This window comes from Pyxidicoccus sp. M15, from assembly GCF_056858435.1.
In genome coordinates, this window is record NZ_CM166495.1 from 10,299,468 (window position 1) to 10,313,324 (window position 13,857).

The 13,857-nt window shown below is 70.2% G+C and carries 13 protein-coding genes; 5 read left to right on the forward strand and 8 right to left on the reverse strand.

Going from position 1 to position 13,857, the window contains the following annotated elements; genetic code table 11:
- Position 1: 1 nt before the first annotated feature.
- Genes uraH through ACX9TP_RS37940 form a run of 5 tightly spaced genes read right to left on the reverse strand, consistent with a single transcriptional unit; the run spans position 2 to position 4,715 of the window.
- On the reverse strand, positions 2 to 346 hold the full coding sequence (gene uraH / locus ACX9TP_RS37920; RefSeq protein ID WP_482975541.1) for a hydroxyisourate hydrolase: 345 nt from the start codon (positions 344 to 346) through the stop codon (positions 2 to 4).
- A complete protein-coding gene (uraD, locus tag ACX9TP_RS37925) occupies positions 343 to 852 on the reverse strand; it encodes a 2-oxo-4-hydroxy-4-carboxy-5-ureidoimidazoline decarboxylase (protein ID WP_482975542.1) in 510 nt (169 codons plus the stop codon). The genes uraH and uraD overlap by 4 nt, the downstream gene beginning before the upstream one ends.
- The gene (alc, locus tag ACX9TP_RS37930) at positions 849 to 1,871 is read right to left on the reverse strand and encodes an allantoicase (RefSeq protein ID WP_482975543.1); all 1,023 of its coding nucleotides are present in this window, start codon (positions 1,869 to 1,871) and stop codon (positions 849 to 851) included. Before alc ends, uraD begins: the two co-directional genes overlap by 4 nt.
- Before the next feature lie 31 nt (positions 1,872 to 1,902).
- Positions 1,903 to 3,273 (reverse strand): allantoinase AllB, encoded by a 1,371-nt coding sequence (gene allB / locus ACX9TP_RS37935; protein WP_482975544.1) that lies wholly within the window; start codon positions 3,271 to 3,273, stop codon positions 1,903 to 1,905.
- Complete coding sequence (locus tag ACX9TP_RS37940) at positions 3,270 to 4,715, reverse strand: FAD/NAD(P)-binding protein (protein WP_482975545.1); 1,446 nt, start codon at positions 4,713 to 4,715, stop codon at positions 3,270 to 3,272. Before ACX9TP_RS37940 ends, allB begins: the two co-directional genes overlap by 4 nt.
- Positions 4,716 to 4,886: 171 nt before the next feature.
- Here ACX9TP_RS37940 and pruA point away from each other — a divergent pair, with 171 nt between their 5' ends.
- The 4 genes from pruA (at position 4,887) to ACX9TP_RS37960 (ending at position 9,464) form a co-directional block, all read left to right on the forward strand.
- A complete protein-coding gene (gene pruA / locus ACX9TP_RS37945) occupies positions 4,887 to 6,542 on the forward strand; it encodes an L-glutamate gamma-semialdehyde dehydrogenase (RefSeq protein ID WP_482975546.1) in 1,656 nt (551 codons plus the stop codon).
- Positions 6,543 to 6,549: 7 nt separating this feature from the next.
- Positions 6,550 to 7,398, forward strand: a complete 849-nt coding sequence (locus tag ACX9TP_RS37950) for an aldose epimerase family protein (protein WP_482975547.1) — start codon at positions 6,550 to 6,552, stop codon at positions 7,396 to 7,398.
- Positions 7,399 to 7,529: 131 nt separating this feature from the next.
- A complete protein-coding gene (locus ACX9TP_RS37955) occupies positions 7,530 to 8,717 on the forward strand; it encodes a DUF8173 domain-containing protein (protein WP_482975548.1) in 1,188 nt (395 codons plus the stop codon).
- Between the two features lie 108 nt (positions 8,718 to 8,825).
- Complete coding sequence (locus ACX9TP_RS37960) at positions 8,826 to 9,464, forward strand: thrombospondin type 3 repeat-containing protein (protein ID WP_482975549.1); 639 nt, start codon at positions 8,826 to 8,828, stop codon at positions 9,462 to 9,464.
- Positions 9,465 to 9,566: 102 nt separating this feature from the next.
- Here the strand turns inward: ACX9TP_RS37960 and ACX9TP_RS37965 are convergent, their stop codons facing one another.
- The 3 genes from ACX9TP_RS37965 to ACX9TP_RS37975 all read right to left on the reverse strand — a co-directional run bounded on the left by ACX9TP_RS37965 (position 9,567) and on the right by ACX9TP_RS37975 (position 12,535).
- On the reverse strand, positions 9,567 to 11,021 hold the full coding sequence (locus tag ACX9TP_RS37965) for a carotenoid oxygenase family protein (protein ID WP_482975550.1): 1,455 nt from the start codon (positions 11,019 to 11,021) through the stop codon (positions 9,567 to 9,569).
- 11 nt (positions 11,022 to 11,032) lie between these two features.
- Entirely contained in the window at positions 11,033 to 11,440 is a 408-nt protein-coding gene (locus tag ACX9TP_RS37970) for a DUF2141 domain-containing protein (protein ID WP_482975551.1), read from the reverse strand.
- Positions 11,441 to 11,608: 168 nt separating this feature from the next.
- A complete protein-coding gene (locus ACX9TP_RS37975) occupies positions 11,609 to 12,535 on the reverse strand; it encodes a LysR family transcriptional regulator (RefSeq protein WP_482975552.1) in 927 nt (308 codons plus the stop codon).
- 82 nt (positions 12,536 to 12,617) lie between these two features.
- Between ACX9TP_RS37975 and ACX9TP_RS37980 the strand changes: the two genes are divergently transcribed.
- Positions 12,618 to 13,853, forward strand: a complete 1,236-nt coding sequence (locus tag ACX9TP_RS37980) for an acyl-CoA dehydrogenase family protein (protein WP_482975553.1) — start codon at positions 12,618 to 12,620, stop codon at positions 13,851 to 13,853.
- Positions 13,854 to 13,857 lie beyond the last annotated feature (4 nt).

Below are 13,857 nucleotides of genomic sequence, written 5' to 3' on the forward strand. Positions count from 1 at the left end.
CTCAGCTCCCCCGGTAGGTGGAGTAGCCGAAGGGGCTCAGCAGGAGCGGCACGTGGTAGTGCTCCTCCGGCGCGGTGAGCTCGAACACCACCGTCACCGACGGGTAGAAGCCCTTCACGCCCTGCGCGCGGAAGTACACGCCGGTGTCAAAGGCCATGCGGTAGATGCCGGGCTCCACGCGGGCGCCCTGCGGAAGGAAGTCGCGCACGCGGCCGTCGTCGTTGGTGACTCCGCGCGCCAGCTCCTTCCAGGTGCCACCGGGGCCCTGGAGCTCCAGGGAGATGGGGACTCCGGAGGCCGGGCGGCCGCGGTGCGTGTCGAGGACGTGGGTGGAAAGAGTGCTCATGACGCCAGCAGCTTCTCCAGTCGGATGCGGGTGATTTTCGCCTGCTCCTCGGCGGCGATGCGCAGCTCCTCGTCCGGCGCGTTGTCCAGGCGGGCGCGCAGGAGGCCCAGCATCTCCGCCGCGCTCTTGCCGGTGGCGCACACCAGGAAGATGAAGCCGAAGCGCTTCTCGTACTCGGCGTTGCCCTCGGCCAGTCCCTGCAGCACCGCCTCGTCCGCGCCGCTCACCCCGCCCTGCTCCTGCGAGGACCAGCTGGCGGTGGCGGCGAACTTCGCCCGGAGCTGGGACACGTCACCGATGCGCGGGTGGTGCGTGAAGGCCTCGCGCCAGTCGTCCGGCCCCGTCTGCTTCCAGAGCCACGCGGCCTCCGCGAACAGGTGCTCCGCGTCCCGGAAGGGCCGCGAGCGCACCATGCCGTCCGCCCAGCGCGAGGAGCCGCAGCAGCGCATCAGCTCCGCGCGGGCCTCCGACGCCAGCAGCTTGTTGAGCCGCTCGAGCGCGCTCACGCCGGCCGCCCGTGGACGCGCAGCCGGCTGACGCCGCCGTCGGGGAAGATTTTCAGGCGCACGTGGGTGAAGGGCCCCTGCGCGCGCAGCTCGGACTCGTAGAAGTGCCGGTGGTCCGCCTGCAGCTTCGTGCGCGGCAACAGCTCCGTCCAGGCGATGTCGTGCGCGTTGGCGAAGTCCACCACCGGCTCGCGCAGGTAGCAGCCCTCCAGCGACGCGGACTCCGGGAAGTTGCCCTTGTAGTGCGCGGTGTCCACCTCCACCTTCTGCACGGTGCCCGGCACGGCCAGCTTCACCACAATCCAGTCGAAGCCCGGAAGCGTCCGCTTGCGGCGCGTCTCCCAGCCCTCGCCCATGTTGGCCGCGCGGCCCGGGAGGATGAGGTTGTCCTTGCCGCCGAAGAAGGCGTCGTTGAACGCCACCACCGTGCCGCCGTGCTCCGCCGCCGCCAGGTCCACCGTGCCATGGGCGCGCGTCAGGCGCTCGAAGTCCGGCCGCACCTCGCCGTGCACCCGGAAGCGCGCCACGCCGCCGTCCGGGTAGATGTTGAGGCGCAGGTGCGTCCACCGCCCCTCGCTCGCAATGGGGAACAGGTTGCGCGAGCCCCCCTGCAGCCGCAGCTGCGGGAGGATGCGCGTCCACTTCGCATCCACCAGCGACTCGGCCGTGGGCGTGCCCTCCACCTCCAGCGCGTCCACGGAGGCGAACTCGGGGAAGTTGCCGAGGAAGTGGTTGGTGTCGATGTCCACGCCGCGCACCACGCCCGGCAGGCCGAGCTGGAGGATGCACCAGTCATGGCCCGGCACGCGCTTGCGGCGCGACTCCCAGCCGTCCATCCACTTGCCCTGCTCGGTGTACTTGCCGGGGATGAAGACGCCCCGGCCGGGCTTCAGGAGGTTCTCCTTGCCCGCGAAGAACTCATCGCTGGCCAGCAGGGCTCGGCCGCCGACGGCTTCCGCCGCGAGGTCGACGAGCTCGGTGAAGCCAACGCGCAGCTTTCCCTCTTCGGGTGCGTGCATGGTGTGTCCTTCTCCAGGTGTCTCAGGTGTTTCAGGCAGCGACACGCGCCGCGACGGGGCGGCGCACCCAGCGACCAACCGGGCGCGGCAACGGCTGGCCGCGCTCGTAGATCTTCATCCCCCGCAGGAACGTCATCTCCACCACGCCCGTCAGCGACCGGCCCGCGTAGGGGGTTATCGGATGACGGTGTAGCAGGCGCGAGGGCTCCACGGTGAAGGAAGCCTCCGGGTCGAACACCACGAGGTCCGCGTCCGCCCCGGGGGTCAGCGTGCCCTTCACCCCGGCCAGCCCCACCAGCTTCGCGGGGGCCTCGCACATCCACCGCGCCAGCTGCTCCAGCCCCAGGCCGCGCTTGCGCGCCTCCGTCCACACCGCCGGCAGGCTGAGCTGCAGGGAGGCGATGCCACCCCACGCCGCGCCGAAGTCCCCCTTCTCCAGGTGCTTCAGCGCCGGCGTGCAGGGCGAGTGGTCCGACACCACCAGCTCGATGTCTCCCTGCGCCAGCCCGGCCCACAGCTTCTCGCGGTTCTCCGACTCGCGGATGGGCGGCGCGCACTTGAAGTGGGTGGCGCCGTCCTCAATCTCCTCCGCCGTGAAGGAGAGGTAGTGCGGGCACGTCTCCACCGACATGGCCAGCCCCTCGCGGCGGGCGTCGCGAAGAATCGGCACCGCGTCCGCCGAGGACAGGTGGACGATGTGCACGCGGCAGCCGTGGTTGCGCGCCAGCTCCACCATCATCCGGATGGCGTCGTTCTCCCAGCGCTTCGGCCGGGACTCCAGGTAGCCGCGGTACGTGCGGGGGTCCGCCTCCCTGGCCCCGCGCCGCACCGGCGACTCCAGCTCCGCGTGGACGATGAGCGGCACGCCCCGCCGCGCCAGCACCGGCATGGCCTCGTCGAGCACCGCGCGGTCGGAGTGCGGGAACTCATCCACGCCCGAGGGGCACAGGAAGCACTTGAAGCCGGAGATGCCCGCGTCGATGAGCGCCTCCAGCTGGTCCGCGTTGCCCGGAATCACCCCGCCCCAGAAGGCGTGGTCCACCTGGCAGCGCCCCTCCGCGGTGCGCGCCTTGAGCAGCAGCGCGTCCAGGGTGGTGGTGGGCGGCAGCGAGTTGAGCGGCATGTCCACCACGGTGGTGATGCCGCCGGCCGCCGCCGCGCGCGTGGCCGTCTCGAAGCCCTCCCACTCGGTGCGGCCGGGCTCGTTGATGTGCGCGTGGCTGTCCACCACGCCGGGCATCACCACCTTGTCGCCCACGTCCGTCACCGGCAGGCCCACCGGAATCTCCGAGGGCGACACCACCGCCGCCACCTTCCCGTCCTTCACCACCACCGCCGCCTCGCGCAGGCCTCCCGGCGCCAGCACCCGCCGGCTTCGCAGCACGAACTGCTCTCCGCTCATGGCTCGAATTCCTTCTCGTCGTAGCGTTCCAGGGACTCGAAGAACGCGTCCCGGTCATCCAGGTAGAGCTGCCGCGTCACCCCGCTCACCAACCGGGGCAGGCCGTACTTCATCCCGGAGATGCTCGCCCCGCCGAAGCCCAGCGACAACAGGCAGCCGAAGGTGAAGTTGAAGATGGACGCCAGGTGCGGCGCGCGGCCCGGGTGCTTCTCCTGCAACTCGAAGTGCTCGCCCAGGTACGGGTGGCGCAGGAGGTCCACGTGCTCCTGCCCCTTCGGCGGGCTGAAGCGGTCCTTCCACAGCGCGATGTCGTCGTGCAGCAGCGCCAGCTCCGGGCGCAGCGACAGGTCCGTCACCGTGCCGCTGCCGACGATGAGCTTGTCGAAGGTGAACTGCCCCTGGGGCGTGGTGACGCGGGCCCTGCCACCGACTTCCTCGGCGGAGAGCCAGGGGCTGCCGCCGTGCAGGTGGAACTGGGGGAAGGAGCGGGCGCGGCGGAAGGTGTCCGCGGGCGGCAACTGCCCCATCTCCATGATGCGGTGGATGAAGCGCCAGCGGTCCGCGTCCGGCAGGTCCGCGTGGTGCTTGAGGAAGCCCACGAACTCCGCCCAGCGGTACGGATTCACGTTGGGCAGCGACTTGCGGCGGTAGAACAGGCGCACCTCGGCGGCGCCGTGCTCCAGCGCCACCGCTGCGTTGTCGAAGGCGGACGCGCCCGCGCCCAGCACGCCCACGCTCCTGCCGCGCAGGGCCTCGAAGTCGATGTCGTCGCGCGTGTGGGCGTACAGCTCACGCGGCAGGCCGGCCACCACGGACGGCACCTCCCAGCGGCCCGAGCCATCGATGCCGGTGGCCAGCACGACCTTGCGCGCATACAGCACGCCCGCGTCGCCCTCTCGCGTGTGGTGGAGGGGAGCGACGAAGCACTCCTCCTCCGCGCTCCAGGCCAGCGCGCCCACCCGCGTGCGGCAGCGCACCGGAATCTCCAGCGTACGGCGGTACCAGTTGAGGTAGTCCGCCCACATCTCCTTGGGGACGCGCTCCACCTCCCGCCACGCGGCCTCGCCGTGCTGCGCCTCGTACCAGGACTGGAAGCAGAGGTTGGGCAGGTTGTGGTCCGGCCCGGTGAGGTGCTTGGGCGTGCGCAGCGTGTGCATGCGCGCGAAGGTCTTCCACGGCCCCGCGAGGTCCGGCTCGCTGTCATCCACCACCAGCAGGTTCGTGACGCGCTCGCGCATCAGGCCGAAGGCGGCGGTGAGCCCGCTCTGCCCGCCGCCGATGACGAGCACGTCCAGCACCGGCTGCCCGGCCCGCGTGCAGCGGGGCAGCACCCACGGCCGGCGCGGATACTCCAGCCGCTCCAAATCCTTGCGAATCGCGTCCTCCAGCGCGGACAGGCCGGGGGCCGACGGAAGCTCGGGGCTGCGAGGCAGGATGCGCATGACGCACATCGTACCCGTGCATAGAGTCCATCAGCCAATGTCACCCGTCGGACAGGGGTCTCCTGGAAAATCCAGGGGTTCTCGACACATCCCGCCTGCTTCCCCGCTGTCCTGGCGAGGTGGGTTGGTTATGCTCCCCTGCCCTTCATTTCCGTCCCGAGGTCAGCCCGCGTGATCAACGCCACCACCCGCGTCCCGGCTCCGAAGAACGAGCCCGTCCTTTCCTACGCGCCCGGCTCGCCGGAGCGTCGTGAGCTGCAGGCCACGCTCAAGCGCATGAGCGCCGAGCAGATAGAGATTCCCGTCCTCATCGGTGGCAAGCACGTGCGCACCGGGAAGACGGACTCGGTGCGCATGCCGCACAAGCACTCGCACGTGCTGGCCACGCTGCACGAGGCCGACGCCGGCACCGTGGAGAAGGCCATCCAGAACTCGCTCTCCGTGAAGGAGGACTGGGCGCGCATGCCGTTCCAGTCGCGCGCCGCCATCTTCCTGCGCGCCGCGGAGCTGCTGGCCACGCGCTACCGCCCCATCATCAACGCGGCCACCATGCTGGGTCAGTCCAAGACGGCCCACCAGGCGGAAATCGACGCCACGTGCGAGGCGGTGGACTTCCTGCGCTACAACGTCCACTTCGCCGAGCAGATTCTGGCGATGCAGCCGGAGAACGCGCCGCAGACGTGGAACATGACGGACTACCGCCCGCTGGACGGGTTCGTCTTCTCCGTCGCGCCGTTCAACTTCACGTCCATCGCCATGAACCTGGCGGTGGCTCCGGCGCTGATGGGCAACGTGGTACTCTTCAAGCCGTCCAACACCGCCGCCTACAGCGCCTGGTACGTCATGGAGCTCTTGCGCGAGGCGGGCCTGCCCGACGGCGTCATCAACATGCTGCCGGGTGACGGCCCCACGGTGGGCAACCCCGTGCTGGCCAGCCCCCACCTGGGCGGCATCCACTTCACCGGCTCCACGCCCACGTTCAACGCGATGTGGAAGACGGTGGGAGAGAACATCTCCAAGTACAAGCAGTACCCCCGGCTGGTGGGTGAGACGGGCGGCAAGGACTTCATCGTCGCCCACCCGTCCGCGGCGGACGACGTGGAGGCGCTGGCGGTGGCCATCGTCCGCGGCGGCTTCGAGTACCAGGGCCAGAAGTGCTCCGCGCCCAGCCGCATCTTCGTCCCCGAGTCCATGTGGCCGAAGCTCAAGCCCCGTCTCCAGGCGCTCATCAGCGAGATTCGCATGGGCGACGTGACGGACTTCCGCAACTTCATGGGCGCCGTCATCGACGAGCGCTCCTTCAAGAAGACCTCCGGCTACATCGACCTGGCCAAGAGCGACAAGGACGCCACCGTCGTCGCCGGCGGCGAGGTGGACCGCAAGGAGGGCTGGTTCGTGAAGCCCACGCTGGTGCAGCTCGCGGACCCGAAGCACCGCATCATGCGTGAGGAAATCTTCGCGCCCGTCGTCGGCCTGCACGTCTACCCGGATGCGAAGTACGTGGAGACGCTGCGCGAGGTCGACCAGGCCGCCTCCTACGCCCTCACCGGCGCGGTGTTCGCCCGGGACCGCAAGGCCATCGACACGGCGCTGAGCGAGCTGCGCCAGGCGGCGGGCAACTTCTACATCAACGACAAGCCCACGGGCGCCGTCGTGGGCCAGCAGCCCTTCGGCGGCTCGCGCGCGTCGGGCACCAACGACAAGGCGGGCTCGGCGCTCAACCTGCTGCGCTGGACGAGCCCCCGCACCATCAAGGAGAACTTCGTGCCTCCCACGAAGGTGGCGTACCCCTTCATGGACAGCGACCCGCACGAGGGCGCCATCTGAGGAGCGTATGAGCGGTCCGTTTCCCGGCATCGCAGGCCTGGACACGTACGCGCTGGTGGACGGCGGGTGCCGCGTGGAGGTGATTCCCTCGCGCGGCGCCCTCGTCACTCGGATGACGGTGGATGGCGACGAGGTGCTCTACCTCGACGAGGCCACCGTCGCCGACCCGGCGAAGAACGTGCGTGGAGGCATTCCCGTCCTCTTCCCCATCGCCGGGCCGCTGCCAGGGGACACGTACCCCGCGGACCGCAAGACGTACTCGCTGCCGCAGCACGGCTTCGCGCGCAGGCTGCCGTGGAAGGTGCGGCAGGCGGAGGAGTCCCTCCTGGTGGTGGCGCTCTCTTCCAGTGAGGAGACGCTGCGCCAGTTCCCCTGGGAGTTCGACGCGCAGCTCGCCTTCTCGCTGGTGGGCACGCGGCTGACGCTGGACTTCGACGTGGAGAACCGGGACAGGCGGCCCCTGCCGCTGCACCTGGGCTACCACCCCTACTTCCGGGTGCCGGAGGCGCTGAAGGCGCGCGCGACGGTGGAGACGAACGCCACGCACGCCTGGGACAACCGCCTCAAGCGCGAGGTGCCCTTCACCGGGCTGGACCTCACGCGGGACGAGGTGGACCTGCACCTGAGGGACCACTCGGGCCCGGGGACGAAGCTGGAGCGCGGGCCGGGGAGCCGGCCGGTGCACCTGTCCTGGAGCCCGGAGTTCCGCCTGCTCGTGGTGTGGACGCTACAGGGCAAGGACTTCGTCTGCGTGGAGCCCTGGACGGCGGCGGCCGGGGCGCTCGCCACCGGTGAAGGGCTGCTGCACGTGGAGCCGGGAGAGCGGGCGTCGCTCGCGTTCGACATCGAGGCGTGAGCGCTGGCCCCCCGGTGTGCCGACCGGGGGGCACTCCAGGCGCAGGAGTCGTCCCCTGCCCGCTCCGCCTTGCTCCTGGAAGTGGGCGTCCCCAGCGGTTGCCTTGAAGGCCACCAGCACGGGAGCGCGCCATGTCCACGGTCAGGTCCATGCAGTCACACGGAGGGGGACGGGCACCGGCCGCCTGGGTGCTCGCCATGCTCGTGCTGGGCATGGCGTTCCCCGGCGTCGCGCGGGCCGCGGACGTGCGCACGGGGGACAAGGTGGTGGTGGGCGCGCAGGAGGTCATCGACGATGACCTGTATGTCTTCGCCCAGGAGGTGGACATCCAGGGGACGGTGCGCGGCGACGTGGTGACGGCGGCGCGGAAGGTCACGCTCCAGGGCAACGTGGAGGGCGACGTCTTCTCCGCGGCGGCGGAGACGGTGGCGAAGGGACGGGTGGGCGGTAGCCTCCGCAGCGCCACGAACAACCTCTTCCTGAGCACCACGGTGGGCAAGGACGCGCTGCTCGCCGGCAACCAGCTGCGCCTGGTGCCCCAGGGGAACATCCCGGGGGACCTCCTCATCGCCGGGAACAGGGTGGACATCCGCACACCCGTGGGGCGGGATTTGCAGGTCGCCTCGCAGGAAGTCACGCTGGGTGCGCCGGTGCAGGGCAGCGTGGATGCCGAGGTCAACACACTGAACTTCGCCGAGGGGGCCAGCATCGGCGGAGACCTGAGCATCACCGCCGAGCACGCGGTGCCGATTCCTCCTGGCCTGGTGGCCGGCAAGTTGGAGCAAATCCCGGCGCACGAGCAGAGCACGGGGAGCACCGCGCTCGCAGTGCTCTACCTCTGGGTGCGCTCCATCATCGGGCTGTTCGCGCTGGGGCTGCTGCTGGCGCTCCTGGTGCCCAGGCTCGCGCGAAGCGCACCGACGGTACTGAAGGAGCGGCCGTGGCAGAGCCTGGGCCTGGGACTGGTGGCCTTCGTGGCCGCCCCCATCGTCGCCTCCCTCTTCTTCGGGGTGGGCCTGGTGGTGGGAGGCTGGTGGCTCGGCGTGTTCGTGCTGGGGCTCTACGCGCTGGCGCTCCTGGCGAGTTTCCCCGTGGTGGGAATGCTCATCGGCCGGCAGCTGCTGGAGCGCTTCGGCAAGCACGGCCCTTCGCTGGTGCTGGCCCTGCTGACGGGGCTCGTCCTGCTGACGCTCCTGCGGCGGGTGCCGTACCTTGGCGGCGTCGTCGCCCTGGTCACCATGTTCTTCGGCCTGGGAGCGCTGCTGCTGGCCCTCCGGCGCCAGCGTGGCCCCGTCACCCCGGTCAGCGCTCCCGCCTGAGCAGGGCCGCCGTAAGTCGCAACCCGCCTCCATTTGCAACCCCGCACGAATCCCGGGTAGAACGCGCTCCCTCCCCCGGGCGCCTCCTCCTTTCTTCGAGGTGGTGCGATGCGCAACGCGATGAAGTTCATCATGGTGGTGGGCTCCCTGGCCCTGGTTGCCTGTGGCCCGATGGCGGACTCCGACTCCCAGGAGCCGCAGGCCCCCGAGACGCTGGAGAGCACGGAGCAGCGGGTCTTCACCTGTTCGCCCACCAGCTGCACGCCCACGACTCCCTGTGACAAGTGGTGCGGCACCGACGAGTTCGGCAACAACATGACGTGCTGGGACTACGGCGTCTGCACGGTTGACCGCGACGGCGACGGCATCAGCGACTACGTGGACAACTGCAAGTTCATCCCGAACGCCAACCAGGCCGACTGCGATGGCGACGGCATCGGCACCGTCTGCGACACGGACAACGCCATCTGGCAGCCGGTCAGCGCCAATGTCTGCGACACCGACAAGGACTGGCACTCCGGCTACTACTCCATCGAGCTCACCGGCCAGCAGGTGTTCCAGGACGTCAGCAGCTGCGGCTCGCCGAACAAGTCCGAGAAGTTCCAGGTCTATGAAATCAACTGCGCGGGCTGGGTGTCCGACGCCGATTGCTGCGGAGATGCCTGGAACAACTACGACAATGGCCCCCACCTGCTGCCCATCAACCAGCAGGTCCGCTCGTGTGACTGGGCGAACTACTGCTCGTAGTCCTCGGGTGAGGTTCCACGGGAGGGCCGGCGACGTCCCTCCCGTGTACCGCGCCGCGAAGCCGGGCGCTTCCCGTCCGCCCGGCGCGTGCGCCCCCGCCGCTCACCCCTTCAGGAACGTGCCGTGGAAGCCCAGCGGCAGCGCGCGCGGCAGCGTGGCGAGCGCCACGGGCCCATCGTCGAGGTGCTCCGCGTCGAAGGCCGCCAGCCGCGTATGGCCGCTCACGCAGTCCAGCGACGTGCCCAGCAGCCAGCCCTGGCCCTCGCGCGGCCCCGCTGGCACGAAGAGGTGCTCCTCGGCGATGACGCCCGCGCCGTAGTCGAACTGCTGCACCTTGCCGCGCTCGACGTCGATGCGCGCGATGGCGCCGCCGTGCGGAAGCGCCGGAGCCTCGCTCTCGAGCGTGACGAAGTGCGCGCTCCCGCGCCGGCCCGGAACGCGTGTGTCCACGACGGGGAACTCCGCGGCGTAGGGGCTGCGGGTGATGCGGCCCGCTCCCGCGCCCAGGGGAATCTCCAGCTCTGCCAGCCGCGCCGGTGGGAGACCATTCCCCCGTCCCTGGACGTCCTGGTCCACCGTCAGGTGCATGAAGTGCGAGTCCTCGTACCAGCAGGCATGCGCGCGCAGCCGGTCCCCGTCCTCCCACGCCTGGCCGAAGTGGAAGACGAAGCCCGCGGGCAGCTCCCGCCGCACCATGCGCGTCAGGTCCGCCTTGTCCACCACGAGCACCGTCGTGCCCAGCGACGGCTGCCATGCCTCCGCGTCGAACCACGTCACGCCGCGCTCTCGCGCCCACAGCAGCGGCGCGAGCACCACGATGAGGTGGCGCTCCGTCTGCGCGAAGGCGTGCGCGTAGCCGGGAAGGGGCATGGGCTGATGTGCGAACTGAAGCATCCGTCCGTCGGCGCTGAAGTGGTACAGCAGCATCAGGCCGTGCTCGCCCGCGTACGGAGCGAGGCCGAAGTTCCAGTAGCTGCCGTCGCGCTCGGGCAGCGGGTGCGCGGAGAAGGGCAGGCCGGTGAGCTCCGGGGACCAGTCCTTCGTGCCACGAGTCTCGAGCGTCACGGGGTCCAGCCGGTACGCTGAGCCCGCTTCCCAGAGCGAGAGCAGCTCCCCGCCCACCATGAGCACCGACGTATTGGCCGTGTTGTGCGCATCGTTGCCGCGCGCGGGCAGCGCGTCGGTGCCCAGCGCGTAGTGCCCCAGCCGCTCCTCGTTCTGGAACTTGAAGGTCGACACGAAGCGCCCCTGGTGCGTGACGCCGCGCGGAGACACGCGAAACGCCTGCACCAGGCCGTCGCCGTCGAACCAGTGACGCACGCGCTGGCCCGCGCGCTCCAGGCGGCCGGGGCCATTGCGGTACAGCGTGCCATGCAGCGCGTCCGGGAAGCGGCCCTCCACGCGCGCGTCCACCGGTGCCAGCGCGTCCGTCGTCACGGAGCGCCAGCCCAGGGCCCAGTCGGGGGCGGCGGGCGGCGCGGTGGCGGGACGCGGACGCGAGGCGCAGCCTGTGAGCAGCGCGGCGCCCATCCCCTGCAGCAGGGTGCGACGGTCCATGGCGCGCCTCCTCAGAACACCTTGAGGGTGAGCGTCGTGCCCTCGGCGCTCAGCGTGAACTTCGCCTCGTCGAAAGAGGGCTTTCCGCGCGCGCCCACGTTGTTGCTGAAGGCGTAGCCCTCCTGGGGGATGCCGATGAAGTTGGTGTCGAGCTTGTTGTTGTCATTGGCGTCGTGGAACAGGCTCACGGCGTAGTCCCCCGGCGCGAGGTCCGGGATGGTGACGGTCAGCTTCGCGTCCGTCACCTCCACGCGGCGCACGGCCGCGGGCCGGCCCTTGTCGTTGAACGACGCCGCGTCGGAGTGCACGGCGATGAGGACGTGGCCGGACTTCTTGCTCAGGCCCTGGAGGTCCAGGGTGAGCGTCGCGGCGTGAACGTTGGCGGCCAGCAGCAGGACGGCGGCGAGCAGGAGCTTCACGGGATGCCTCGAGATACGGCGGGTGATGCGAGGCAATATGAAGAGCCCTGCCCGGGTGCACATGTGCCGGAAGTCACGTGCGAGCGCTTTTCGGCGGGTGCCACACTTCCGGCCCCAGGGCTCCCCCGCGCTGGCGTTCGACCTCGAAGCCGCCAGTGAGGGCCCTCGCTACCGCGCCCGCTTCTCCAGTTCCCCAGCGAGAGACAGCAACTCGCCGCGCAGCCACTTGTTGCGCGGCTCCGAGTCCAACTGCCGGTGCCAGTACAGGTGCAGCTCCAGCGGAGGCAGCGCCAGCGGCATGGGCAGGATGTGGTTGCCCAGCAGCGCGTGCAGCGCCTCCGCGCGGCGCCGGGGCATGGTGAGGAGCAGGTCCGAGCCGGAGACGATGTGGAAGGCGGCCTCGTAGTGCTGGCAGCGCACCGTGACTTCGCGCTGGTAGCCCAGGCGGCTGAGCACCAGGTCCTCCACGGCCAGCCCCGTGCGGCGGGAAGAGCGGGTGACGTGCCGTGCGGCCATGTATGCCGCTACGTCCAGCCTGCGCCGCCGCCGGCTCACCACGCAGAAGGTGTCGCGCAGCAACGGAGCATGCCGCAGGTCCGCGCCCGTGGGCTGCTCCACGTCGATGGACAGGTCCAACCGCCCCGACGCGAGGTCTCTCTCCAGCCGCGCCCGGTCCAACCGGACGCTGGCGACGCGCGCCTCCGGTGCGCGCTCGCGCAGCCGTGTCACGAGGTGCGGGAGGATGGACGGCTCCAGCAGGTCGTTCATCGCGAGCGTGAAGTGGCCCACGTCGCGCCGGGGCTCGAAGCCGCGGGTGTGGTGCACGGCGCCGTCGAGCAGTGCGAGCGCCTCGCGAATCTCCGGCGCCAGCCGCTCCGCGAAGGGCGTGGGCGCCACGCCCCGGCCCTCGCGCACGAAGAGCGGCTCCCCCAGCTGGTCCCTCAGTCGGGCGAGCGCATGGCTCACCGCCGACTGACTGAGGAAGAGGACCTCCGCGGCCCGGGTGAGGTTCCGCTCCCGGAGCACGACGTCGAACACCCGGAAGAGGTTGAGGTCCAGCCGCGCCAGCCGGGCGGAATCCTGAACTGGGTTCATGGGAACACATGACCAACATTCACTGGATGCATCAAGGCCGGATACGGAGGATGGGAAGACTCAAGCTGGAGGAGGACCCGCGATGGACTTCGAGCCGAGCGCCCGAACCAAGGACTACCTGGAGCGCATCAAGCGGTTCATGCGCGAGCACGTCGACCCCGTCGAGTCCCGCTACCGCGAGGAGGTGAATGCCACCTGCCACGGCGGCGACTGGAAGACGTGGAAGGTGCCGGCGGTGATGGAGGAATTGAAGGCCCGCGCGAAGGCGGAGGGGCTGTGGAACCTCTTCCTCCCCGACGCGAAGCTCGGCGCCGGCCTGAGCGTCCTCGAGTACGCCCCCCTGGCCGAGGAGATGGGCCGCAGCTTCATCGCCCCCGAGGTCTTCAACTGCAGCGCCCCGGACACCGGCAACATGGAGGTGCTCTGGAAGTACGGCTCGGAGGAGCAGAAGGCGCGCTGGCTCACCCCGCTGCTCGCGGGTGAAATCCGCTCCGTGTTCTGCATGACGGAGCCCGAGGTGGCCTCGTCGGACGCCACCAACATGCAGGCCACCGCCGTCGTGGACGGCAATGACGTCGTCCTCAACGGCGGCAAGTGGTGGTCCTCCGGCCTGGGCCACCCGAACGCGAAGGTCATCATCTTCATGGCCCGCACGCCCGACACCGGCGGCGACCGCCACCACCAGCACTCCATGGTGCTGGTGCCCATGGATGCGAAGGGCGTGAACATCCGCCGCATGCTGCCCGTGTTCGGCGACCATGACGCCCCGCATGGGCATGGCGAGGTGCACTTCGACAACGTGCGCGTGCCCCTCTCCAACATCATCTCCGGCCCCGGCATGGGCTTCGAGATTGCCCAGGGCCGCCTCGGGCCCGGCCGCATCCACCACTGCATGCGGTGCCTCGGCGCGGCGGAGAAGGCGCTGGAGTTGATGATTGACCGGGGCATGCAGCGCACCGCCTTCGGCAAGCAACTGCTCAACCTGGGCGGCAACCGCGAGCGTGTCGCCGAGGCCCGCGTGGCCATCGACCAGGCGCGGCTGTTGACGCTCTATGCCGCGTGGAAGATGGACCAGGTGGGCGCGCTCGGGGCGATGACAGAGATTTCCGCCATCAAGGTCGCCGCGCCCAACGTGCTCCAGAAGGTGGTGGACGACGCCATCCAGATTCACGGCGGCGCGGGCGTGTCCCAGGACACGATGCTGTCGGGCTTCTTCGCGCAGGCGCGCACCCTGCGGCTCGCGGACGGCCCGGACGAGGTCCACAAGGGGCTCATCGCCCGCATCGAGCTGGCGAAGCGCGGCCACTCCCGGAGCTGACCGC